Below are 22811 nucleotides of genomic sequence, written 5' to 3'. Positions count from 1 at the left end.
TGGTCAGGGCAATGACATGTCTTTCAAGGCATGTTACCGCGGCTGACGAGACGCATCTTCGGGTGACATGTCATTTGGGCCATGTCGTTGCCCGACGAACGAGATATCCTTTGGGACATGTTCTCGTTCAGGGCAGGTCGACGAGCTCGAGCTGGCCGTCGCGGCTGAAGACGAGGCGGGCGCCGGCGGGGTCGAAGGCGGCGGCGGTGACGTCGTCGGCGGGGAAGCGGGCGATCGCGGACAGCGATGGATCGAGGAGCTGCGCCTCGGTGGCTTCGCCGCGGGTGACCAGGACGAACAGGCGGCGGCCGTCGCGGCTCGGAACGACGGGGCCCGCGAGGTCGCTGCGGACGAGCTTGCCGCGCTGCGATCCATCCGCGAGCGGGGCGGCGAACAGGGCGGTGTCGGTGGCGGCGAGCAAGGACTCGCCGACCACGGCGGTGGCGACGACGGGGCCAGCGTCGCGGCCCGGGGTCATCTCGGCAATGAGCGCGCCCGAGTCGGCGTCGATTACCACGACGATGTCGCCGCGCCGGGCGGTGATCGTCGTCCCGCTCCAGGCGACCGCAGCAAAGCCGGTGTCCGCGCTGGCGAGGGTGGTGAGGCGCCAGCCGTCGAGGTCGACGCGGGTCAGCGTCGCGTCGGCGACCACGAAGCTGGCGCCGTCGGGCGCGACCGCGAGGTCTGCTGCGGCCTCGCCGACGTGCGGGCGGCGGAACAGCTCCGCGCCGGTCGCTGTGTCGAACGCGAGGGTGGCCTCGCCGGTGGTCGCCATGACGATTGCACCGTCGCGGGCGAACGCGACCCGCTGGGCGCCGGTCACCGGCAGCGTGGTCGTCCGCTCTCCAGACGCGATCGACCCCAGCTCGACCGCGCCGCCGCGCTCGAGCACGAGCCGATCGCCGCCCGCGAGCGCCAGAGAGAACACCGAGGCGCCGAGCTCCGCCGGCGCGCCGAGCGAGTGCGTCGAGCGCAGGCCGGCGCCGATCTGCAGCGTCGTCGCGTCGACGAAGCCGCCGGTCATCTCGCGGCCGCCCGGCAATGCGAGCACCTGGGCGCCGGTGGTCAGAGAATAGACGTTCACGCCGGGCCCGATCGCCGCGATCGCCTGACCGTCGGGCGCGAAGGCGAGGCTCATGACGCCGCGGCACCACGGGGCCGCGATCTCGAGCAAGACGCGGCAGTCGTCCCACGCGAACACGCGGAGCACGCCCTCCTCGACCCATTGACCGGCGACGAGCGGCAGGGTGGGGTGCATCCGCACCGCGGCGACCGGGCCCGATCCGGCCGCGAGCGCCAGGGCGCGGCCGTCGGGGAGGAGCACGCGGAGCTGGCCGTAGCTGGGAAAACACGCCGCGCCGTCGCTGCGCAGCTGGGCCGCCAGGTAGCCGCCGGTCGGGCGCGGCTCGCCGAGTGGGTCACCCACGCGCGACAGGTGCACGAGCTCCTTGGGGCGCGCGAGGTGGAGGTCGCCGTCGGGGCCGAAGCTGACTGCGACGCAATTCTCGTGGACGGTGCCGGTGCCGTCCGGCGCGAATACGTGGATCCGCGAGCCCTGTTCGGGCGTGGTGACGCGCACGCCGAGCCGGGTGCCGTCGTCGCCGAGAGTGACGCCGGTGATCTCGGCGCCCCTGGGGAGCTTGAGCGCGACGGGCTGCGGTGCGCTGTCGCCTGTGATCGTGACGGCTCGCCTGGCGTCGGCCCAGGCCGACACGGGCGCTCGCGCGGCGAAGTCGGCGAAGCGCGAGGGCACTGCCACCGGTGCGGCCTGGCCCGGCGACCGCAGCGCTCGCGGGGGGAGGATGGCGACTGGCTTGCGAGCGGTCGGTTCGGCTGCGGCCGTCGACTCGTCGGCGGTCGGCTTGCGCTTCTTCGCAGCGCCGGTCGTCCTCGTCGCAGTGGCCGCGCCGGGGCTCGCCTGCTTGCCGGCGCTCGACTTGCGCTTCGCGGCGGCGGGCTTCGTGGCCTTCGCTTCACTGTCAGTCGCCCGGCTCGATTTGCTGCGCGGCTTCGTCGTCACGCCAGAGGGATTATCTCGTTTGCCCGGCCGCAACAAGCCGCTCGGCGAGTATGTCCAAAGGGACATGTCATTCGCTGACGGTCGATAGTGCTTCGAGAACCGACGCGAGGTCGGCTGGTTGCAGTGCCTGTGCATCCGCGGCCAGGGCGGAGGAGGACCCGCTCGTCGTCGGCGAGGCCGAGGCGCTGCGCGAGATCGCGCTCGCTTGTGGCCTCTCGGCGCTTCGGCCCTCGCGCCCGCAGCCATGAGCTGGTATCGACGAGGGGTGGCGATCGCGGCCCTCGACGTCGACTACCGGCCGGACGCGGCGGTCACCGCCTGTGTGCTCTTCGAGACATGGTCCGAGGAACATGTCCTCGAGAGCTATACCGTGACGAGCCCGGCCGCCGCCGGGTACGAGCCCGGGGCGTTTTATATGCGCGAGCTGCCGTGCCTGCTGGCGGCGCTGGCCCGCTGCCCCGCGCCGCCGTCGACGATCGTGATCGACGGCCACGTGTGGCTGGGGCCCGACCGACCTGGCCTGGGCGTCCATCTGTACCGGGCGCTCGGCGAGGCGACCCCCGTGGTAGGGGTGGCCAAGAACCCGTTCCGCGGGGCGCCCGCGCGCGAGGTGCTGCGCGGCGACAGTCGTCGGCCGCTGTTCGTCACCGCGATCGGCATGAGCGCCGACGAGGCAGCCGCGCACGTGCAGGTGATGCACGGGCCGCACCGGGTGCCGACGCTGCTGCGGCTGGTCGATCAGCTGTGCCGTCGGGCGTGAGCGAATGATGCTCGCGCGGCCGCGGAAGCGGCGAAGGAGGCAGAGCCATCCGTGCAATCGCATGGTAGTGCGAGAAGAGCCTCGCCCCTGACGAACGGCTGCAAGAATGTCGTGACCAGCGGGCGAATGCCGATCCGCTGGATGAGGCGAGCGCGACGGCGAATCCGTCGACCGCGAGGTCGCAGGCCCGCTCACGGGAGCGAGTGGTGCTGGAAGAAATTCCACGCCTGCTCGCTGGCGTCGAGCTCTTCGTTCGGGGTGCCGAAGGGGCACGCGGGGTTGCCTGGCCAGCAGTGGCCCATGCCCTCGATGGTACACAGGCTGACGGACACTCCGGCGTCGCACTCGTCGTACGTCTCGCAGGTCACGCTGCCGTCATGGATGACGTCGGGCTCGCCGCTGCAATTGTCATGATCGACCCAATCGGCGAACGACTGCGGGGCGCTCTGATAGATGCCGCCGTCGTAGGGCACGAGGAGGTCGTTGGTGCCGTTGAACATCTGCACGGCGATCGGGCGGCTCGGGGTGCACGGGTCGATGACGATGGTGGCCGAGACCGGGGCGATGGCGGCGATCAGGTCGGTGGCCTCGCAGGCGAGTCGATGCGAGATGTAGCCGCCGTTCGACATGCCGGCCGCGTAGACTCGCTTTGCGTCGATGCACAGCTCCTCGTGCAGGCGCGCGACCAGGGCGCGGACGAAGCCGATGTCGTCGATGTCCTGGATGACCGCTTGACCGCAGCAGAGGCCGGCATTCCACGAATTCTCGACCCCCTCGGGGTAGACGACGATGAAGTCGTGCTCCTCGGCGACGGGGTTCATGCCGGAGAGCTGCTGCTGGCCGGCGGCGTTCTGCGTGAAGCCGTGGAAGTTGAGCACCACCGGGGTCGGCGCCTGCGGGTCGTAGTCGGTGGGGACGTGGATGATGGCCGAGCGCATCAGGCCGCCGTGCTCGAGCGTGATGGTGTGATCGCCGGGCCCGAGCCCGCCGCCGTCGCAGAGCGGGGCGCCGGTGGTCGAGGTGGTGTCGTCGCCGGTGGTGGTGCCGGGCTCGCCGGTGGTGGTGGTGCCGGGCTCGGAGGTGGGGGCGCCGGTGGTCGGCTCGCTGCCGGTGGTCGTTCCGGTGGTGGTGCCGCCGGTGGTGGTGCTTGGATCTGTCCCCGAGGTCAGGTTGCCCGTGGACCCACCGCCGCCGTCGTCGCTGCAAGCGGTGAGGACGACGGACAGCGCGAGCGTGACGAGGGCGCGGAGCTCCACGCTCGCCATGCTACCGCGGCCGCGGCCGCGAGCTCAACCGAGGAGGGTCCGGTAGCGGGTGATGGCGGCCTTGCACGACTCGGCGCAAGCCTTACAGGCCGGGTGCTTGGCCTCGTGCTTGCGACACTCGGCCTCGCAGCGCTCGCCGACGGCCAGGGCGACGCGGGCCTGGGCGGCGAGCTGATCGGAGGGTCCGGCCGCGAGGGTCAGCAAGGCCCGGGTGACTGCGAGCATCTCGTGGGCCGAACGGGCGCAAGCGGCCATGCTGGTGTCGCCCTGGCCCAGCAAGACGAAGCAGTGCTGCACGCAGACCTCACCTGTTTTTAAACAGTCGGCCGCGACCGCGAGGGTGGCGTCGTCGCCCGCGTGATGGCCCGCGTGACCGGCGTGGCCGGCGTGCGGGTCGACGGCGACGGTGGTCGGCGCGGCCGGGGCCGGCGGCGGGCTGGTGGTCTTGCCCGGGGTCTTGGCCGGCGGCGGCGGCAGCTCGTCGGGCGCGCTGCTGCAGGCGGTGGTGGCGAGGACGGCAGGGGACCCGAGGACGAATTCGCGGCGTTGCATGCGAGCGCGACTATAGGGGCGATCGCGCGTGGGCGGCAACGCAGGGGCAAGGCGCGGGCCTGGGCGGCCGCGAAACTCTGTTAGACGGAGAAGGCCGCGGCGGTCGCCGGGATGGGCGCGGCGTGGGCGCGGGCCCATGACCGCGATGATTGCAGCCGCGGGCGTGCGGGGTGGCCTGTCCGAAGAGACATCTGAGCGGATTGGCCGAAGCGATGGGGCGGTGCCGGGGCAGCCATCGTCGGCGATCGATTCGCGGTTGCTCGCCGCTCGCAGGGAGGCTCAGGAGGCGCCGTGGCGGCCCTGGCCGGCGGCGAAGCGGCGGGCGCCGGCGATCGACTCGCGGGCGATCACGTCGGCGCCGCCGCGGCCCTCGGCGAGCAGGGCTTCCTCGAGGGACATGTCCCATTGGCCATAGGCGGAGCGGCGGTCGACCTGCATGCACTCCTGCGGGAAGGCGGCGATCTCGGCGGCCAGCGCCTCGGCGGCGGCGCGGGCCTGGCCGGACGGGACGACGCGGTCGACGAGGCCGATCGCCAGCGCCTCGGCGGCCTCGACCGGCCTGCCGGTGAGGATCAGGTCGAGCGCGCGGCCCATGCCGACGAGTCGCGGCAGACGCACCGTGCCGCCGTCGATCAGCGGGACGCCGAAGCGGCGGCAGAACACGCCGAACACTGCGTCGGCGTCTGCTACCCGCAGGTCGCACCACAGCGCGAGCTCGAGGCCGCCGGCGACCGCGTAGCCGCTGACGGCGGCGATCACCGGCTTGCGCAGGAGCAGCCGCGTGGGCCCCATCGGCGCCGGCCGCCCGAGCGCGTCGGCCGAAGCGTCGAGGTGGAGCTGGTTGCTCGCCTCGCCGCTCGCCAACGCCTTGAGGTCGGCGCCGCCGCAGAAGTGCCCGCCCTCGCCCCACAGGACGGCGACGCGCGCGGTCGGGTCGGCGTCGAACTCGCGGAAGGCCTGCTCGAGCGCCGCCGCGGTCGGCCCGTCGACCGCGTTGCGCCGCTCGGGGCGGGCGAGGATGACGGTGGTGACGGGGCCGTTGCGCTCGGTACGGACGGACATGCCGCGAGGATAGACCAGAACGCAGCGGGCCGGGACTATGGCGGAGCGCGAGCCGCGATCCCATGGCTGCGCTTCAGGACATGTCCGAACAGACAGACGTTTTACCAGGCCGCGGCGATGGTGACGCCGCCGTCGGCGACGAGGACCTGGCCGGTGATGAACGAGCCGGCGGGGGAGCACAGCAGGGCGGCGAGCGGGGCGATGTCCTCGGGGTCGCCGATCCGCCCGAGCGGGGTGCGGCGCTCGACGAGCTGCTTGAGGTCGGGGTTCTGCCACAGGGCGCGGGCGAAGTCGGTCTTGACCAGGCCGGGGGCGATGGCGTTGACGCGGACGTTGTGCGGGCCCCACTCGACGGCGAGGCTGCGCACGAGCTGCATGTCGGCGGCCTTGCTCATGTTGTAGGCGCCGATCAGCGGATCGCCGCGCAGGCCGCCGATGCTCGAGATCATCAGGATCGCGCCGTCGCGCCGCTCGATCATCCCGGGGGCCACGCGCTTGGCCAGCCACAGGTTGGACAGCACGTTGTTGTGCATGATCTTGTGGAAGACCTCGTCGGCCAGGCCGTCGAGCGAGCCGAAGTAGGGGTTGGTGGCGGCGTTGCAGACCAGGACGTCGACCTTGCCCCACTCGGCCAGCGTGCGATCGACGAGCGCGTCGACCTGGGCCTTCTCGGAGATGTTGCACGGGACCGCGATCGCCTGCCCGCCGGCGCCGCGGATCGCCTCGGCGACCTCGTCGCACGGGGTCGGCTTGCGGCTCGAGATGACCACCCGCGCGCCGGCGCGGGCCAGGTGCTCGGCGATCGCCCGCCCGATCCCGCGGCTCGAGCCGGTGACGATCGCTACCTTGTCGCTGAGATCGATGATGGGCTTTGCGGACATGACGCGGCCCAGCGTCGCAAACGCCGGGCCGCGCGGGCAAGCCGCCGGGGCGTGAGGTCGAGCCGCGCAGACGTTTTCGGCGCGAAGATAAATTTAGTTGGCGAGCTAAATTTAGCGGCTTACCTTGAGGGACGTGAACTGGATCGCCAACCCGTACCGGCCGGGCGCCGGGCACATGCCGCTGCACGTCGCGGGGCGAGAGCCCGAGCAGGCCGAGTTTCGCAAGCTCCTCGGGCAGGAGGTCATCCTCAGCAACGCCGTCGTCACCGGGATGCGCGGCGTCGGCAAGACCGTGCTGCTGGAGCGGTTCCGGGAGATCGCAGTGGAGGCCGGGTGGCTATGGGTCGGGACCGATCTGTCCGAGGCGACCAGCCTGTCGGAGGAGCGGATCGCGGCCCGCCTCATCACCGATCTGGCGCTGGCGACCGCTCGCTTCGTGGTGTCGAGCCGACAGACGCTCTCGAAAATCGGGTTTGGATCGATCAGCTCGCGCCGCGAGCAAACTCTGGACTACGAGCTGCTCACGCGGGTCTACGAGGGAGCGCCCGGCCTGCCGAGCGACAAGCTCAAGCAGGTGCTGGTGCTCGCGGCCGAGGTCGTCGAGCCGCGCGGGATCGTGTTCGCGTACGACGAGGCGCAGAACCTGAGCGACCACGCCGCCGCGAAGGAGTACCCGCTGGCGCTGCTGCTCGACGTGTTCCAATCGATCCAGCGCCGCGAGGTGCGGTTCATGCTGGTCCTGTCCGGCCTGCCGATGTTGTTCTCCCGGCTGGTCGATTCGCGGACCTACGCCGAGCGGATGTTCCGGGTGCTGCAGCTCGAGCGGCTCGACGAGGCGAGCAGCCGCGAGGCGATCGTGCGCCCTCCCGAGGTGACGCGCTCGCCGGTGCGCTTCGACGCGGCCGCGGTTGCGGCGATCGTCGAGGCGTCGCGCGGCTACCCGTACTTCATCCAATTCATCTGCCACGAGGCGTTCGACATGATCGTGCAGGAGCCGGGCGGGCGCCTCGTCGTCCCGGCCCGCGACATCATCCGCAAGCTCGACCACGACTTCTTCGTCGCCCGCTGGTCGCGCGCCACCGACCGCCAGCGCGAGCTGCTGCTGCTGGCGGCGCGGCTCGAGCGCGAGGAGGTCGAGGAGTTCACCACCGCCGAGCTCGTCGAAGCCTCGCGCGCCGGGCCCGGCAAGCCGTTCAGCAGCAGCGGCCTGACGCAGATGCTGGCGGCGCTGTGCGAGACCGGCCTCGTCTACAAGAATCGCCGCGGGACCTACTCGTTCGCGGTCCCGCTGTTCGGCGGGTTCTTGCGCCGCCAGGCCGGCCTCGGCGACAAGCCGGCCAGGCCCGCCGCCCGCTCGAAGCGAAGCAAGCGCCCTGCGCGTTAGGACATGTCCCGAGGGACATGCGCCGCGCCGGGGGCCTGCTCCTCGGCGCGTCTCGATTTTTCGCCGCTCACTTGCTGCGGGCGCTGCAGCGGCGGTTGCCCTCTTCGCAGAGGAAGCGGACGTGCATGTGGTTCGAGTGGCCGCGCCAGTGCTGGATCTTCGCGTGCGGGCTCTCGGGCGTCTTCGGGTACTCGAACAGAGCGGCCAGCTGCTCGGGCGGGAGGTGCTTCTGGGCCTCCTTGTGCAGCAGCTTCTGCAGCTTCTTGGCGATGTAGATCGTCTGCACCTGGTCGGTGTCGAGCAGCTCCTGGACCAGGGCCCAGTTCTTCTCGGCGTCGAAGTTGCGGACGTTCATGTACTTCCAGCGGTGCTCGCCGTCGTCGATGCCGTGGAAGATGTAGCCGATGTCGATGTCACGGCCGGAGCGGTGCGAGCGGTGCGGGGGCACGCGGCCGCCGGTGCGGCGCGCCAGCTCGCCGACGCGGATCTTCGGGCCGTCGGGGTAGCGCTCGCCGAAGTCCTCGAAGGCGTGGACCAGCGCGCGGATGGTGTTGACGGTGCCGTAGGTGCGCGGCCGGTGGGTGCGCAGGCGCCAACCTGGCCCTTCGGGCAGGGGCATGCCGTTGCGCAGCTTGCCGCGGTTGGGCGAGCCGATCGACTGCGGCGGGTGCTCGGGGTCGTGGCGGTAGACCAGCAGCTTGGTGCCCTCGCCGACCGGGGCCTCGCGGTCCAGCTCCGGGTTGAGCTCGCTGAGCTGTGCGGCCTTGATGCCCCAGGCGATGGCGAGCGCGTCGAGCGAGAGCTTCTCGTGCGCGGTCCAGAACACCTCGCGCAGCGGCTCGTCAGCGAGCGCGACCGCTGTGTCCTCGATCTCGGACGGATCGCCGGCGAGCGCGGGGGTCTCGAGCCCCGATTGCGCATTCGCGGAATCCGCCGAGCCCGGAATCGCGGGTGGGATATCGTCGGTCGGGGCGCGCGCCGGTGGGATTGCCGTTGCGGGGAGATCGGCCCCCGCGGCGAGCACCGATTGCACCGCCATCGGCGCATTGTCTTTCGCCGGGACGGCGACGCAAGTGACGAGACCGAGCCCGGCGGCGAGCGCGGCGTACAGCGTCAAGCGCTGCGCCGGGGGTCGTGGAGAGAGCTTATCCGCTGCGTCACGCATCGATGGGTCTCCCTGCAGATCCCCGCAGAGGCTGCTGCGGGGAGTTGGCAGTCTATGGAGGAAGCATCGGGGGGCGCAACCCCTCGACGAGACGCAAATCAAGTTTTCGGCGAACGGCGGGCGCGCCGTTCGCCGAAATCGAGTTCATGCAGCCCGTGTTCGCGCAGCCAGCGTATTGCCCGACACGGGCTTGTGGCCTTCGAGACCCACGACTGTCAGTTCGCGTCCCTCGTGTTCCATGTCGCGCGCGAGCTCGTGCAGACGCTCCATCACGGTGTGGTCGACGAGCCGCGTGGCCTGTAGGTCGACGACGACGTTGCGCGGCGCGGGCACGCGATCGATGGCGCGCTTGAGGCCGATGTAGTTGCTGAAGATCGCGGCCTTGCGAGCGGTGATGCGAGTCGTGTTCGCGCCCTCGTCGCGGATCTCGAGGTCGGGCTTGAACAGCGCGCTGAGCGGGGCGCCGCGGACGACGTGCAGCAGCAGCTTGGTGAAGATGCCGGCGAAGATGCCGAGCAGCAGGTCCTCGCCGACGGTGACGGCGATGGTGACGAGGAACACCAGCAGCTGGTCCTTGCCGACCTGCGCGGTGTGGATGAACTCGCGCGGGTGGGCCAGGCGGAAGCCGGTGAACACCAGCATCGCCGCCAGCGCGGCCTTGGGGATCATGTGGATGAGGCCGGGCGCGAGGACGACGAAGCCGAGCAGGAAGGCGCCGTGGAAGAAGTTGGCCCAGCGGGTCTTGGCGCCGTTGTTGATGTTGGCCGAGGAGCGCACGATCTCCGAGATCATCGGCAGACCGCCGATCATGCCGGCGGCGGTGTTGCCGACGCCGACGGCCAGCAGGTCGCGGTTGAAGTCCGACTTGCGCTTGTGAGGATCGAGGGTGTCGACCGCCTTGGCACTGGCCACCGACTCGATGCTGCCGACCAGCGCGAAGGCGATGATCCACTTGATCGAGGTCCAGTTGGCCAGGTTCGAGAAGTCGGGGAACGTGACCATCCCGAGCAGGTTGTCGAGCCGGTTGACCAGCATGCTCGGCGCGAGGTGATACTCGTGGCCGGCGAAGCGGTAGTTGTGCTCGTGGTCGAGGTCGAAGTAGATGCCGAGGGGGATGCTGAGCAGCAGCACGACCAGCGGCGCGGGGATCTTGCGCACCAGCGGGTGCCGCAGCCGCGGCATGATGACGAGGATGGCGAGGCTCAAGAGGCCGATGAGCGCGATCTCGGGGTTGTTGTCGAGGACCCGCTGCGGCAGCTCGGCGATCTGGCCGAGCGGGGTCTTGGCCGCCGGGTCGACGCCGACCATGACGTGCATCTGCTTGGAGGCGATGATGATGCCGATCGCCGCCAGCATCCCGTGGACCGCCGCCGAGGGGAAGAAGTCGGCCATGACGCCGGCGCGGATCAGGCCGAAGATGATCTGGACCACGCCGGCGGCGACGATCACCGCCAGGGCGTACTGATAGCCGAGCGTCGGCGGGACGCCCCGGCTCAGCTCCTCGATGCAGCCGAGCGCGATGACGATGAGGCCCGCCGCCGGCCCCTTGATCGTGACCCGCGCGCCCATGAACAGGCTGACGATCAGGCCGCCGATGATCGCGGTGAAGATGCCGGCGACCGGCGGGAACCCGCTGGCCATCGAGATCCCCAGCGACAACGGGAGCGCGATCAAAAAGACGAGGAAGCCGGCCACCAGGTCCGACTGCAAGTTCTGACGCAGGCCGGCGAGCCCGTCGGCGGGGACGTTGCGGTTGCTCATTGCGATGCTGTCCTTGGAGACATGTCCCACGAGACAGACGGCGCCTTGCGCCGTTCGTGTGGAGACCCGAGGCTCAGCCTAGTCGAGAGCAGAAGCGCGGTTCAAGAGAGCGAGGGCAGGATTCATCCGCCCGCGCCGCGCGGCGCCGGCCGAATTCAGGTCCGCAGGCCGCAGCAGGCGAACGGCGATGAACCGAACTTCATCATGAAGGTACTTTCACCGGCTCGACAGCGGTGACCTGCGCCGCGAAGGCCCCGCGCGCGAGCTCCACGCGGATGGCGTCGCCGGCGGCGACCTGGGCGACGTCGGTGACGACGCCCGCGTCCGTGCTGACGACCGCGAACCCGCGCTGCAGCACTGCGAGCGGGCTCAGGGCGTTGAGCGCCGCGGCCGCGCGAGCGAGGCGCAGGCGCGCGGGTTGTGCGAGCACCCGGGCGCGCTCACGCAGGGCGAGCTCGGCGGCGAGGAGGCGGCGGCGAGCGCGGTCGAGCCGGTGGCGCGGGTGCTGGGCGAGCAGGCGCGCGTGCAAGGCGGTGAGCAGACGGCGGTCGCGGGCGAGGCGGGCGCGCGGGTGCTGGTTGCCGAGGCGCGCGAGCAGGGCGTCGAGGCGGCGGCGTGGCGCGAGGACGAGGCGATGGCCGGCGGCGGCGAGGCGCCGCGTGAGCAGCTCGAGGCGGCCGCGCTCGTCGAGGACGCGGCGCTTGGTGGCGAGGACGAGGCGCCGCTCGACGTGATGGAGGCGCGAGAGGTAGCCCTCGCGGTCGGGGACCACCAGCTCGGCGGCGTGGGACGGCGTGGCGGCGCGCAGGTCGGCGACGAAGTCGCAGATCGTGATGTCGACCTCGTGACCGACTGCGGACACGACGGGCACCGGGCAGGCGGCGACGGCCCGCGCGAGGCCCTCGTCGTTGAAGGCCCACAGGTCCTCCTGGGCCCCGCCGCCGCGGCCGACGATGATCACGTCGACGCCCGGCCGCCGCTGCAGCCGCTGCAGCGCGCGCACCAGGCTGAAGGCGGCGTCCTCGCCCTGCACCTGCGCGGGGGACAGGAGGATCCGCACCGGGCAGCGGCGCCGCGCGACCTTGAGGATGTCGTGGATCGCCGCGCCGCTGGCCGAGGTGACGACGCCGACGATCCGCGGCCAGGCGGGCACCGGCCGCTTGCGCTCGCGCGCGAACAGTCCCTCGGCCGCCAGCTTGGCCTTGAGCTGCTCGAGCTGCTGCATGCGCGCGCCGAGGCCGGCCGGCTCGGCCCGCTCGGCGTACAGCTGGAACTTGCCCTGCGCGGCGTAGATGCCGAGGCGGCCGTAGACGCGGAACAGCTGGCCGTCGGCCAGGCGGTGGCGCAGGCGCGAGAGGGCGCTGCGCCACATCGCCACCGGCAGGACAGCGTGGCTGTCGCGCAGGGTGAAGTAGGCGTGGCCGCTGTTGACGAGCCGCAGGTTGGTGATCTCGCCCTCGACCCACAGCGGCGGGAACTGCTGCTCGATGCTGCGGTGGGCGCGGTTGACCAGCTCGCTGACGGCGAAGACGTGCGGGGCGACGGGGGCCATGCGCGGACGAGGCTAGCAGAGCCCCGCCCGCGCGGGCGGCGTCACGCGCAGTCGTTCACGTCGGTGCCCTCGGGGCAGTAGATCCCGTCGTCGCACTCGCCGTCGTCGACCCACGGGCAGTAGCCGCAGTCCCAGAAGTCGGAGCCCTTGGAGCAGGTGCCGCCGGGGAAGTTGTGCTCCTCGCACGTGCCGTTCTCCGGGGTGGCGCAGCAGTCGAACGGGTCGGTGCCCTCGTCGCAGAAGGTGCCCTCGTCACACTCGCCGTCGCCCTCCCACTCGCACAGGCCGGTGAGCTCGGGGCACTCGCCGAAGAGGCACGCCGCGCCGTTGTTGCAGGTGTCGTTGAGACAGACGCACAGCGCCTCGCCCGGGGTGCACGGCGGCTCCTCGCCGGTGGTCGTGGTCGTGGTGGTGGTGTCCGTCGTGGAGGTCTCGGTGGTGGTGCTGGTCGTCGTGTCGGTGGTGGTGTCGGTCGTCGTGTCGGTGGTCGCGTCGGTCGTCGTGGTGGTGGTGTCGGTAGTCGCGTCGGTGGTCGTGGTGGTGGTGTCGGTAGTGGCGTCGGTGGTCGTGGTGGTGGTGTCCGTCGTCGCGTCGGTCGTGGTGCTCGTCGTCGTGTCGGTGGTATCGGTGGTCGCCGTCGTATCGGTCGAGGTGGTGGTCCCCGGGTCGGTGGTGCCGGTGATCGGGTCGGTCGTCGACGTGGTGGTCGAGGTGCCCGGCTCGGTGGTCGACGTCGAGGTCGGCTCTTCGGTGGTGGTCCCGGTCGGCGGGTCCGTCGTGGTCGGCGGCGTGCCGGTGGTCGTATCAGTGCTCGTACCGGTCGTCGTGCTGGGGTCGGTGGCGAGCGTGTCGGTGAGAGCTGCCGGGTCGCCGCAGCCGGCGACCGCGAGCAGGAAGGTGAATGCAGGGGAGGCGAGACGATGTTTCCGCATCGGCGGAAGCTATCACGACGCAAAAACGCGAGAATGCTGCGTGTTTACCGCGTTGTGTTCAGGAAGCCTCCTCGGTGACTGCCTCGTAATCCGCCGAGCCACCTCGATTGGCACCAGTCGGCGGCGATTCCAAATGTCCCGAGAGACATGCTCTTTCGTACATTGACCGAGATTGCCGCGGCGGCGAACGGGCCCACAGCATGTCTTTTCGGACAGTCCGGGCGGGGCGGTGGCCGCCATCCCCGCAATCCGTCACGGCGATCGGCCTCCGCCGCGGGCAGCCGTCGAGCGGCGCGGGACGGGTTTTTTTCGGGGTCCCGGGTCCGTGCGGCGTCGGAGGAGATCGCGCGTCACTCGCGCGACGACCTCGGCCCTTCGGCTGCCTCGGTGCCCTCCCGACCTCGACCGGAGCGACGTGCTGCGATCGTGGTCGGGTGAATCATGCGTGTGCCCGTCGCGATTCGGCGGTGCTGTCAATGAACCATTGATGGCACCACGAGCGTCGGTCGAGCGCCTGCGTTGCTCGATCGCACACGCGCGATCGCCGGACCGTCGATTCGCGCGATCGTTGTCCGGCCGCACCCCGACCTTGGTCGGGTTTCACTGCGGTGCCGAGCTCGCTACACCCGCATCATGCCTGCGATCGACGCACCCACCCAATTCATCGAGACGAACGGCCGCCGCCTGGCCTATCGGACGATCGGCGACGGCCAGCCGCTCCTCCTCTGCACGCGCTTCCGCGGCAACCTGGATTGTTGGGACCCCGCCTTCCTCGACGCGCTGGCGGCCGCGGGCTTTCGCGTGATCACGTTCGATTACAGCGGCCTCGGGCTGTCGAGCGGGACCGCCACCTACAACCCGTTCGCGATGGCCAACGACCCGCGCGACCTGATCGAGGCGCTCGGGCTGCGCGAGGTGGTGATCGCCGGCTGGTCGCTCGGGGGCCTCGTCGCCCAGGTGGTCGTCGCCCTGCACGCGACGCACGTCAGCCACGCGGTGCTGCTCGGGACCACGCCGCCGGGGCCGATCGTCAAGCCGGCCGAGGAGCTGTTCTTCACCACCGCGGCGCGCGAGGTCAACGACTTCGAGGACGAGGTGATCCTGTTCTTCGAGCCGCGCTCGCCCGAGAGCCGGGCGGCCGCGCGCCGCTCGGCCGACCGGATCGCCGCCCGCACGCAGGACCGCAGCCCGCCGGTGCCGGTCGAGTTCGCCCGCGCCAACCTCTCCTCCGATCACTCTGCGCCGATCTTCCCCGCGCTGCCGGTGCTCGAGGCGCTGCGGACCACGACGGTGCCGATCCTCCACATCGCCGGCGACCACGACATCATCTTCCCGGTGGAGAACTGGTACGCGCTGAACCAGACGCTGCCGACGGTGCAGCTGCTGACGTACCCGTCCGCCGGCCACGGCCCGCACCACCAGCACCCCGAGGCCAGCGCGCAGCACATCGCCGCGTTCGTGCGGACGACGTCGCGCCGCGCGGCCGCGACCTGACGGGCGCGCGATCGCCTGGCCGGAAGGACATGTGAGTCCATTCCGCGCCGGAGAGCACCTGTCCTGGCGGATAGGTGCGGCCGCTACCAGACCTGCAGCTCGCCGACGACCGCGAACTCGTGCGGCCCGGCGAACACGCGCACCCCGTGCTCGCCCGTCTCGCCCTCGGGGACGGTGATCTTGTAATTGGCGCTCTCGGTCCGGCGCACGCCGATCACCACCTCGTGCGGGCCGGGCACGATCTCGAGCGTCGGCACGTGGACGCGGAAGCGGTGCAGCAGATAATCGCCGGGGCGCCAGTACTGCGGCGGGTAGACGTTCTCGACCAGGTCGTGCGGCATCGGGTTGACGCGCGACAGCCGGCCCTGCTGCAGGCGCACGGTGATCTTGCTGCCGCTCGGCATGGCCTTGAGCGGGCGCAGGACCACCCGCAGCTCGACGTCGCGGCCGCGCACGACCGGCTCGTCCCACTCCCACGCGATCACCTCGACGAAGTCGTCGAAGCGCACCAGCGTCTGGTGGGCCAGCTGCGGCGGCTCATCGAACAGGACCCGGCGGATCGGGTTCATGTCGGCCTCGCCGGGCGGCAGGGTGTTGGCCACCAGCAGGACGTCGCGGTTGCTGGCGTCGAGGACGTACAGCGGGAAGCCGCCCGCGCGGGCGGTCTGGTACAGCGCGGCCAGCTCGCTGGTGCGGATCAGCGCCGCCGCCGGGGCCGGCTGGCGCAGCGCGCCGCTGAGCGCCTCGCGGGTGGCCAGCGGGACCCGCCGGTCGGCGGCCGGGCCGTAGAGGTCGAGGCCGGGGTCGGTGACCCGGTGGACGCCGAGCGTCGGCGGCAGCGACCCGGCCTCGGCCCAGGCGGCCCAGCGCGTCAGCGGGCGCAGCAACGAGAACTGCTCGCTGGTCCGCGGCAGCAGGTCGCGGCCGTAGCTCCACGTCTGGCGCCCGAGGCAGGCGATCATGATCACGGCCGGCAGCCAGGCGGGCAGGCGGGTGCGGGCCAGGTATAGCCTTTGGGACATGCGCGAAGCGCCCTGTCCTCCGGGACCTGGCGCGGAGAACATGGCCGAAAGGACAAGCGCGAGGGCGGCCCCGCCGGCGAGGCCGGCCAGCAGGTCGGCGGCGCCGAGGTCGGCGGCGGGGTAGTTGTGCTCGCCGCGCGCGGGCACCAGGGCGGCGCCGATCCGGCTCGGGGTGCGGCGGGCGTCCTTGGCGAAGATCCAGCAACCGGCGAGGGCGAGCACGAGGGCCAGCCGCCGCGCCGCGGCGGGGGTGCGGGCGGACACGAGGCGGGCGAACGCGGCCGCGGCGAGGACGGCGGCGGGCACCGTCAGCGGCACCGCCCGCGCGCCGTACAGCAGCGAGGAGGCGCTGACCAGCGCGAGGCCGACGGCGAACCACAGCGCCGGCCAGCGCGCGCGCCCGGGCTGCAGCAGCCCGAGCAGCACCAGCGGCAGCCACGGGAACAGCTGGTAGCCGCAGTCCTCGAGCGCGGCGTGGAAGCCCCGGATGTGCGGCCGCTCGCGCAGCGCGAGGTCCTTGGCCGCCCCGAGCGCGGGGATGTAGCCCTCCTGCTGGTGGTAGGCCAAAAAGCCCGCGACGCCGGCGGCCGCCAGCGCGCCGGCGACCAGCACCAGCCGCAGCGGGCGCCGGAGGGCGGGAACGGCTGCCTCATCGGACATGTCCTTCTCGCCATGCTCCGAGGACAATGTCCCCGAGGACATGCGCGAAGGAGCAGGCCCCCACAGCGCCGCTGCGGCCAGCGGCAGGGCCACGCCGAGCCACAGGCCGGAGGCGGAGGCGGCCAGCGCGAGGGCTCCGGCCCCGGCGGCCGCGAGGGCCAGGCCGCGGGCGAGGCGGGGGCTGGCGAGGGCGGCGGCGAGGAGCAGCGCGGCGGCGGTGGCCGTCAGCTCGCCGACGGGGTCGCCGAGGGCCAGGCGGCCCTGCGTGAGCGACAGCGGGAACGCGAGGGCGAAGGCGCCGGCGAGCAGGGCGATCGTCGCCGACAGACCGAGCGCGCGGGCGAGGCCGGCGGCGAGCGCGACGAGGATGCAGGTGGCGATCGCGCCGGGCAGGCGGATGGCCGCCGGGTCGCCGGTGAGCGCGAGCGCCTGCGTCCGCAGGGCGTCGGGCAGCCACGGGCTGCGCTCCAGGCCCGAGAGCGCGGCGCCGAGGGCCGCCTGGGCGCGCTGCAGCGCCCCGATCTCGCCTTGCGACCACAAGCCGTGCGCGCCGTGGCCGGGGAGCAGCACCAGCGCCGCGACGGCGCCGGCGACCAGCCCGAGCGGCCACGGGCCGGGGCCGGCATGGGGGCGCGCGGGCTGGCGCTCGGGCGGTGCGAGGGACAAGGCGCCGGAGTGTACTCGTTTTCTCCGCGGCTCCACGGGCAGCAGACGCCCCGCCACGGGCGCCCCGGGGTGTACTTCGAGTATCCTCCGGCCCATGCTGTCTCGCTTGCTCTCGAAGCGCCGGTTCGCCGCGGCGCTGGCGCTCGGTCTCTTGCTGGTCGACCCGGCGACCACGTCGGCGGCCCCGGGGGCCGAGGCGGCGGCCAAGAAGCTCGACGCGTTCGTCTACAAGGTCGGGATGGACGACCCGCACCGCCACGAATTCCAGGTCGAGCTCAGCTTCTCCGACCTGCCGGGCGAGGTCACCGACCTGCAGCTGCCGCGCTGGAACCCGGGCGCCTACCGCGTCACCGAGGCCCACCGCAACGTCCGCGGGATGGTCGCCGAGACCGCGAGCGGCAAGCCGATCCCGGTCGTCAAGGTCGACGAGATCACCTGGCGCGTGAGCCACGGCGGCCAGCCGTTCAAGGTCCGCTACCGCGTCTACCGCGGCGCCTACAGCGGCATCGGCGGGGCCTTCCTCGACGACGAGTTCGGCTTCTTCAATGGCGTGTACCTGTTCCCCTACGCCGTCGGCCACAAGGACCGCCCGATCGAGCTGCGCGTCGAGGGCCTGCCGGGCGCGCAGGTGGTCTGTGCGCTGCCGCGCGCGGGCGGCGGCGGCAAGGCGTTCAAGGCCAATGACTACGACATGCTGGTCGATGCGCCGGTCCACGTCGGCAAGGTCGACACCATCAATTTCAAGGCCGGCAAGGTCCAGTTCCACGTCGCCCTGCAGGGCATCGGCAACTACAGCGACAAGAAGCTCAGCTCCGACCTCGCCAAGATCGCCGACACCACCTACGCGATCTTCGGCGGCGACGAGGGCGTGCCGTTCACCGACTACACGTACATCCTGCACCTGCGGCCGGGCGGCCGCAGCGGGCTCGAGCACCGCAACTCGACGGCGATCGGCCTCGAGCCGTGGATCTTCGGCGACCCCGCGGCCTACCGCAAGTTCCTCGGCACCGCCGCCCACGAGTTCTTCCACGCGTGGAACGTCAAGCGCATCCGCCCCGGCGTGCTCGGCCCGTTCGCCTACGAGCGCGAGGTCCACACCAGCATGCTGTGGTTCTCGGAGGGCTTCACCAGCTACTACGCGTGGGTGATTCTGGCCCGCGCCGGCCTGGCCAGCGAGGCCGAGGCGATGGAGTCGCTCGGCGAGCAGATCAAGCGCCTGCAGGAGTCGCCGGGGCGCAAGCTGATGACGGTCGAGCAGGCCTCGTGGGAGGCCTGGCTGCGGCCCGACGACGGCGGCAACAGCTACGTCGACTACTACAACAAGGGCATGCTGATCGCCCTCGCCCTCGACCTCGAGCTGCGGCGGATCTCCGGCGGCCAGCGCAGCCTCGACACCGTCATGCGCGAGCTCTACGGCCGGTGGAAGAACACCGGCGCCGGCATCTCGCCGACCGAGCTCGAGGCCACCTTCGTCGCCGCCGGCGGGGCCGCGGGCGGCGAGATCAGCGAGCTGTTCCGCAAGTATGTCCACGGCTTCGACGAGATCGAGTTCGGCAAGCACCTGCGCCTGTCCGGCTACAAGATGGACATGGTCCAAGAGACAGGTGGTGACCTCGAGCTGGTGTTCGCCGAGCAGAGCGACAAGGGCGCGCTGATTGAGCTGGTGCGCCAGGGCGGCGCCGGCGACAAGGCCGGGCTGGCCAACGGCGACGTGCTGCTCGCCATCGACGGCCTCAAGATCGCCGGTGCGGCCGAGGCCAAGCGGCAGATCAAGGCGATGGCCGGCAACTCGCGTCACACCCTGACGATCCAGCGCGGGGCGCGGATGATCGAGCGCACCGCGGTGCCCGCGACCGGCGGTCCTATCACCTACAAGATCGCCCTCGACCCGGGCGCCACCTACGAACAGATGGTCCTGCGTCAGGCCTGGCTCGGCTACACCGCGCCCGCCCCGGCGAGCGGCAACAGCACCCTGCGTGACGCGGCCCTCAAGCTGTTCAACCAGGACCCGACGATCGGCGCTGAGCCCGAAGACGGCTCGGTGGTGGTGGTGCCGGCCGGCGGCAAGAAGAAGGCGAAGAAGCCGGCGGCGAAGAAGCCGGCCAAGGCGCCCGCCAAGTAGTAACGAAGGCCCGCGGTGCGCTCGCCGCTTGCACGAGGGCCAAATCCGGTCACACCATCGGGCGATGCGCCTCCCGGCCTGCCTCGTGCCCTGCGCGTGCCTGGCGGCGCTGGTCGCCTGCCGCGGCGCGTCCGAGCCGGCGAAGCAGCAGGCGCAGACCGGCCAGCCGGTGACGATCGCGCCGGCCGAGCCCGGAGGGCTGCGCACGCCGGAGCAGTTCGCGGCGATCGCCGACCCGCTCGAGCGCTCGCGGGCGCTGTTCCTCGAGGCGTCGCAGGTGATGCTGCACCCCCGCTGCACCAATTGTCACCCGGCCGGCGACTCGCCGCTGCAGGGCGACACGGCGCAGATCCACGACCCGCCGGTGGTGCGCGGCCCGGCCAACGAGGGCGTGCCGGGGCTGCAGTGCACGTCGTGCCACCAGGACGCCAACCTCGAGCTGGCGCGCGTGCCGGGGGCGCCGAAGTGGCACCTCGCGCCGATCGAGATGGCATGGGTCGGGCTCACGCCGGCGGCGCTGTGCCAGCAGATCAAGGATCCCAAGCGCAACGGCGGCAAGACTCTGGCGCAGATCGTCGAGCACTCGGCGCACGACGAGCTGGTCGCGTGGGGCTGGGAGCCCGGCCACGGGCGCACGCCGGCCCCGGGCACGCAGGCGCAATTCGGGGCGCTGATGGCCGCGTGGGTCGCTGACGGCGCGGCCTGCCCGGCGGGGGAGGGGCCATGACGATCACCTTGCACGTCAACGGGAAGCCGCACGTCCTCGACATCGATCCGCAGATGCCGCTGCTGTGGGCGCTGCGCGATCACGTCGGTCTCACCGGCACCAAGTACGGCTGCGGCCAGGCGCTGTGCGGCGCGTGCGTGGTCCACCTCGACGGCGAGGCCGTGCGCGCGTGCGTCACTCCGGTGCGCCGGGCCGACGGCCGCGCGGTGACGACGATCGAGGGCCTCTCGCCCGACGGCTCGCACCCGCTGCAAAAGGCGTGGGTCGACCTCGCGGTGCCGCAGTGCGGCTTCTGCCAGGCCGGCCAGATCATGACCGCGGCGGCGCTGCTGGCCAAGAACCCGAGCCCGTCCGACGCGGACATCGACACCTCGCTGGCGGGCAACCTGTGCCGCTGCGGGACGTACCTGCGGATCCGCAAAGCAGTGAAGCAAGCGGCGGCGGCCGGCGGCAAGGAGAAGTGAGCGCGATGTCCGGGCCGCCGATCCGCCTGCTCCGCCGCAGCTTCCTCGCCGGCCTCGGCGGCGCGCTGTCCGGGCTCGCGCTCGGCTCGTTCGCCCGCGCCGCGCCGGCCCTGCCGCCCGCCGTCGACCAGGCGGCCAAGGCGGCGGCCGAGGCCGAGGGCGCGGGGCTCCGGCCCAACCTGTTCGTCCACGTCACGCCCAACGGGGCGGTCCAGATCGTGTGTGCCCGCTCGGAGATGGGGCAGGGCGTGCGCAGCTCGCTGCCGGTGCTGATCGCCGACGAGCTCGGCGCCGACATGAGTCGCGTGGAGATCGTGCAAGCCCCCGGCGACGCGGCCTACGGCGACCAGAACACCGACGGCTCGCACAGCGTGCGCGGCTTCTACGACGCGCTGCGCAAGCTCGGCGCGTGCGCGCGGATGATGCTGATCGCGGCCGCGGCCAAGCAGTGGAAGGTGGCGCCGAACACCTGCGTGGCCCACGACCACGCGGTCCACCACGAGGCCAGCGGGCGCTCGCTGGGCTTCGGCGAGCTGGCGATCGCGGCCTCGAAGCTGCCTGTCCCGAAGGACATTTTACTGCGGCCCAAGGCCGAGCTGTTGCACGTCGGCAAGGCGCTGCCGCTGCTCGACGGGCCGGCGATCGTCGACGGCAGCGCGGCCTTCGGGGCCGACATCGTGCTGCCCGGGATGCGGACGGCGATCATCGCCCGCCCGCCGGTGGTCGGCGGTCGGGCCACCGCGCACGACGCCACCCAGGCGCTGGCGGTGCCCGGCGTGCGCGCGGTCGTGCCATTGCCGGCGCCGACGCCTCCGTTCGCGTTCCAGCCGCTCGGCGGGATCGCTGTGGTGGCCGACGACACCTGGTCGGCGATGCGGGGTCGCGCCCAGCTCGAGATCACCTGGGCCGCCGGCGACAACGGCGAGTACGACTCCGAGAACTACCGCAAGACCCTGCTCGCCGCGGTCGGCCTGCCCGGTGTGGTCGTCCGCCAGGTCGGCGACGTCGGCGCGGGGATGGCGGGCGCGGCCAGGCAGGTCGAGGCCGTGTACCACGTGCCGCACCTGGCTCACGCGACGATGGAGCCGCCGGTCGCGGTGGCCGAGTTCGACGGCCAGAGCTGCGAGGTGTGGGCCTCGACCCAGAACCCGCAGGCCTCGCGCAGCTCGGTGGCCAAGGCGCTGGGGCTCGACGAGGAGAACGTCACAGTCCACGTGTCGCTGCTCGGCGGCGGCTTCGGCCGCAAGTCGAAGCCGGACTACGTGGTCGAGGCGGCGCTGCTGGCCAAGGCGACCGGCGCCCCGGTGCGCGTGCAGTGGACGCGCGAGGACGACATTCAGCACGACTACTATCATACGGTCAGCACCCAGCGGCTGGTGGCCGGGCTCGACGCGCAGGGCAAGGTGGTCGCGTGGGAGCACCGCACCGCCTATCCGCCGATCGGCTCGACCTTCAGCGACACCGGCCTGTCGGCCCCCGGCGAGCTGCAGCAGGGCGTGCTCGACGTGCCGCTGGCGATCGCCAACGTGCGCGCCGAGAACTGCGAGGCGCGGTCGCACACGCGGATCGGCTGGCTGCGCTCGGTGGCCAACATCTATCACGCGTTCGCGGTCCAGAGCTTCATCGCCGAGATCGCGGCGGCGCGTAACAGCGACCCGCGCGACACCCTGCTCGAGATCATCGGTCCGCCGCGGATCGTCACGCTGCAGGAGCTCGGGGTCGAGACGCTGCCGAACTACGGCCAATCGCTGGACGAGCACCCGATCGACACCTCCCGCCACCGCCGGGTGATCGAGCGCGTGACCGAGCTGGCCGACTGGGACAACCGACAAAAGAACGGCCGCGCGCTCGGCCTCGCGGTCCACCGCAGCTTCCTCACCTACGTGGCAGTGGTCGTCAGCGTGGTGCACGGCCCGGACGGCAAGATCCGCGTCGACGAGGTGTGGAGCTGCCTCGACGCCGGCACCCTCGTCAATCGCGAGCGCGTGCACTCGCAGTTCGAGGGCGCGGTGATCTTCGCCCTCAGCCACGCGCTGTACGGCGAGATCACGATGCAGCAGGGCGCGACGGTGCAGAGCAACTTCCGCGACTTCCGCCTGATGCGCCTCCCCGAGGCGCCGCGGGCGGTTCATGTGGAGATCGTCGCCGACGACGGCCCGTCCTGCGGCGTCGGCGAGCCGGGCGTGCCCCCGGTGGCCCCGGCGCTGGCCAACGCGATCTTCGCCCTCACCGGCACGCGCGTGCGCGACCTGCCGATCGCGCGGAGCCTCAAGGTCTAAACGCGCGAGCCGTCGCGCGGCTCGATGCGTGCGCCGATTCTCG

General features: G+C 71.9%; 17 protein-coding genes. 7 read left to right on the top strand and 10 right to left on the bottom strand.

Features of this window, described 5'->3' with window-relative positions:
• Positions 1-127 precede the first annotated feature (127 nt).
• The gene (locus OV090_RS17000; protein WP_267704741.1) at positions 128-2020 is read right to left on the bottom strand and encodes a hypothetical protein; all 1893 of its coding nucleotides are present in this window, start codon (positions 2018-2020) and stop codon (positions 128-130) included.
• Between the two features lie 265 nt (positions 2021-2285).
• Between OV090_RS17000 and OV090_RS16995 the strand changes: the two genes are divergently transcribed.
• Positions 2286-2780 (top strand): endonuclease V, encoded by a 495-nt coding sequence (locus OV090_RS16995; protein WP_267704740.1) that lies wholly within the window; start codon positions 2286-2288, stop codon positions 2778-2780.
• A 191-nt stretch (positions 2781-2971) separates the two neighbouring features.
• Here the strand turns inward: OV090_RS16995 and OV090_RS16990 are convergent, their stop codons facing one another.
• The 4 genes from OV090_RS16990 to OV090_RS16975 form a co-directional block, all read right to left on the bottom strand.
• Positions 2972-4036 (bottom strand): PHB depolymerase family esterase, encoded by a 1065-nt coding sequence (locus OV090_RS16990; RefSeq protein ID WP_267704739.1) that lies wholly within the window; start codon positions 4034-4036, stop codon positions 2972-2974.
• A gap of 33 nt (positions 4037-4069) precedes the next feature.
• Positions 4070-4597, bottom strand: a complete 528-nt coding sequence (locus OV090_RS16985; RefSeq protein WP_267704738.1) for a Csp1 family four helix bundle copper storage protein — start codon at positions 4595-4597, stop codon at positions 4070-4072.
• A 279-nt stretch (positions 4598-4876) separates the two neighbouring features.
• Entirely contained in the window at positions 4877-5659 is a 783-nt protein-coding gene (locus tag OV090_RS16980; RefSeq protein ID WP_267704737.1) for a crotonase/enoyl-CoA hydratase family protein, read from the bottom strand.
• A 101-nt stretch (positions 5660-5760) separates the two neighbouring features.
• Positions 5761-6540, bottom strand: a complete 780-nt coding sequence (locus tag OV090_RS16975; protein WP_267704736.1) for an SDR family oxidoreductase — start codon at positions 6538-6540, stop codon at positions 5761-5763.
• 133 nt (positions 6541-6673) lie between these two features.
• Here OV090_RS16975 and OV090_RS16970 point away from each other — a divergent pair, with 133 nt between their 5' ends.
• A complete protein-coding gene (locus OV090_RS16970; RefSeq protein WP_267704735.1) occupies positions 6674-7924 on the top strand; it encodes an ATP-binding protein in 1251 nt (416 codons plus the stop codon).
• Between the two features lie 67 nt (positions 7925-7991).
• Here the strand turns inward: OV090_RS16970 and OV090_RS16965 are convergent, their stop codons facing one another.
• The 4 genes from OV090_RS16965 to OV090_RS16950 form a co-directional block, all read right to left on the bottom strand.
• The gene (locus OV090_RS16965; RefSeq protein WP_267704734.1) at positions 7992-9089 is read right to left on the bottom strand and encodes a penicillin-insensitive murein endopeptidase; all 1098 of its coding nucleotides are present in this window, start codon (positions 9087-9089) and stop codon (positions 7992-7994) included.
• Positions 9090-9233: 144 nt separating this feature from the next.
• Positions 9234-10850, bottom strand: coding sequence for a SulP family inorganic anion transporter (locus OV090_RS16960; RefSeq protein ID WP_267704733.1), 1617 nt, complete (start codon positions 10848-10850; stop codon positions 9234-9236).
• A 202-nt stretch (positions 10851-11052) separates the two neighbouring features.
• The gene (xseA, locus tag OV090_RS16955) at positions 11053-12402 is read right to left on the bottom strand and encodes an exodeoxyribonuclease VII large subunit (protein ID WP_267704732.1); all 1350 of its coding nucleotides are present in this window, start codon (positions 12400-12402) and stop codon (positions 11053-11055) included.
• A gap of 41 nt (positions 12403-12443) precedes the next feature.
• Complete coding sequence (locus OV090_RS16950; protein ID WP_267704731.1) at positions 12444-13334, bottom strand: hypothetical protein; 891 nt, start codon at positions 13332-13334, stop codon at positions 12444-12446.
• Positions 13335-13967: 633 nt separating this feature from the next.
• On the opposite strand from OV090_RS16950, the gene OV090_RS16945 reads away from it, so the two are divergent.
• Positions 13968-14828, top strand: coding sequence for an alpha/beta hydrolase (locus OV090_RS16945; protein WP_267704730.1), 861 nt, complete (start codon positions 13968-13970; stop codon positions 14826-14828).
• A gap of 83 nt (positions 14829-14911) precedes the next feature.
• Here OV090_RS16945 and OV090_RS16940 read toward each other — a convergent pair whose 3' ends face one another.
• Positions 14912-17176, bottom strand: a complete 2265-nt coding sequence (locus tag OV090_RS16940) for a hypothetical protein (protein ID WP_267704729.1) — start codon at positions 17174-17176, stop codon at positions 14912-14914.
• A 94-nt stretch (positions 17177-17270) separates the two neighbouring features.
• Between OV090_RS16940 and OV090_RS16935 the strand changes: the two genes are divergently transcribed.
• The 4 genes from OV090_RS16935 to OV090_RS16920 all read left to right on the top strand — a co-directional run bounded on the left by OV090_RS16935 (position 17271) and on the right by OV090_RS16920 (position 22768).
• Entirely contained in the window at positions 17271-19298 is a 2028-nt protein-coding gene (locus OV090_RS16935; protein ID WP_267704728.1) for a PDZ domain-containing protein, read from the top strand.
• 64 nt (positions 19299-19362) lie between these two features.
• A complete protein-coding gene (locus OV090_RS16930; RefSeq protein ID WP_267704727.1) occupies positions 19363-20025 on the top strand; it encodes an Isoquinoline 1-oxidoreductase subunit in 663 nt (220 codons plus the stop codon).
• Positions 20022-20489, top strand: coding sequence for a (2Fe-2S)-binding protein (locus OV090_RS16925; protein WP_267704726.1), 468 nt, complete (start codon positions 20022-20024; stop codon positions 20487-20489). The genes OV090_RS16930 and OV090_RS16925 overlap by 4 nt, the downstream gene beginning before the upstream one ends.
• A 5-nt stretch (positions 20490-20494) precedes the next feature.
• Positions 20495-22768 carry a molybdopterin cofactor-binding domain-containing protein gene (locus tag OV090_RS16920; RefSeq protein ID WP_267704725.1) on the top strand — a complete coding sequence of 758 codons (2274 nt, stop codon included), beginning with the start codon at positions 20495-20497 and terminating at the stop codon, positions 22766-22768.
• Positions 22769-22811: the final 43 nt, after the last annotated feature.

Source organism: Nannocystis sp. RBIL2 (assembly GCF_026626745.1).
GTDB lineage: Bacteria > Myxococcota_A > Polyangia > Nannocystales > Nannocystaceae > Nannocystis.
The sequence above is the reverse complement of the archived record's forward strand: the minus strand, read 5'-3'. Positions and strand labels throughout refer to the sequence as shown.

Excerpts from the sequence above, each read along its gene's own strand:
- OV090_RS16925 (WP_267704726.1), top strand. The coding sequence starts at position 20,022 with ATGACGATCACCTTGCACGTCAACGGGAAGCCGCACGTCCTCGACATC.
- OV090_RS16960 (WP_267704733.1), bottom strand. The coding sequence starts at position 10,850 with ATGAGCAACCGCAACGTCCCCGCCGACGGGCTCGCCGGCCTGCGTCAG.
- OV090_RS16950 (WP_267704731.1), bottom strand. The coding sequence starts at position 13,334 with ATGCGGAAACATCGTCTCGCCTCCCCTGCATTCACCTTCCTGCTCGCG.
- OV090_RS16930 (WP_267704727.1), top strand. The coding sequence starts at position 19,363 with ATGCGCCTCCCGGCCTGCCTCGTGCCCTGCGCGTGCCTGGCGGCGCTG.
- OV090_RS16985 (WP_267704738.1), bottom strand. The coding sequence starts at position 4,597 with ATGCAACGCCGCGAATTCGTCCTCGGGTCCCCTGCCGTCCTCGCCACC.
- OV090_RS16975 (WP_267704736.1), bottom strand. The coding sequence starts at position 6,540 with ATGTCCGCAAAGCCCATCATCGATCTCAGCGACAAGGTAGCGATCGTC.
- OV090_RS16920 (WP_267704725.1), top strand. The coding sequence starts at position 20,495 with ATGTCCGGGCCGCCGATCCGCCTGCTCCGCCGCAGCTTCCTCGCCGGC.
- OV090_RS16965 (WP_267704734.1), bottom strand. The coding sequence starts at position 9,089 with ATGCGTGACGCAGCGGATAAGCTCTCTCCACGACCCCCGGCGCAGCGC.
- OV090_RS16935 (WP_267704728.1), top strand. The coding sequence starts at position 17,271 with ATGCTGTCTCGCTTGCTCTCGAAGCGCCGGTTCGCCGCGGCGCTGGCG.
- OV090_RS16945 (WP_267704730.1), top strand. The coding sequence starts at position 13,968 with ATGCCTGCGATCGACGCACCCACCCAATTCATCGAGACGAACGGCCGC.
- xseA (WP_267704732.1), bottom strand. The coding sequence starts at position 12,402 with ATGGCCCCCGTCGCCCCGCACGTCTTCGCCGTCAGCGAGCTGGTCAAC.
- OV090_RS16980 (WP_267704737.1), bottom strand. The coding sequence starts at position 5,659 with ATGTCCGTCCGTACCGAGCGCAACGGCCCCGTCACCACCGTCATCCTC.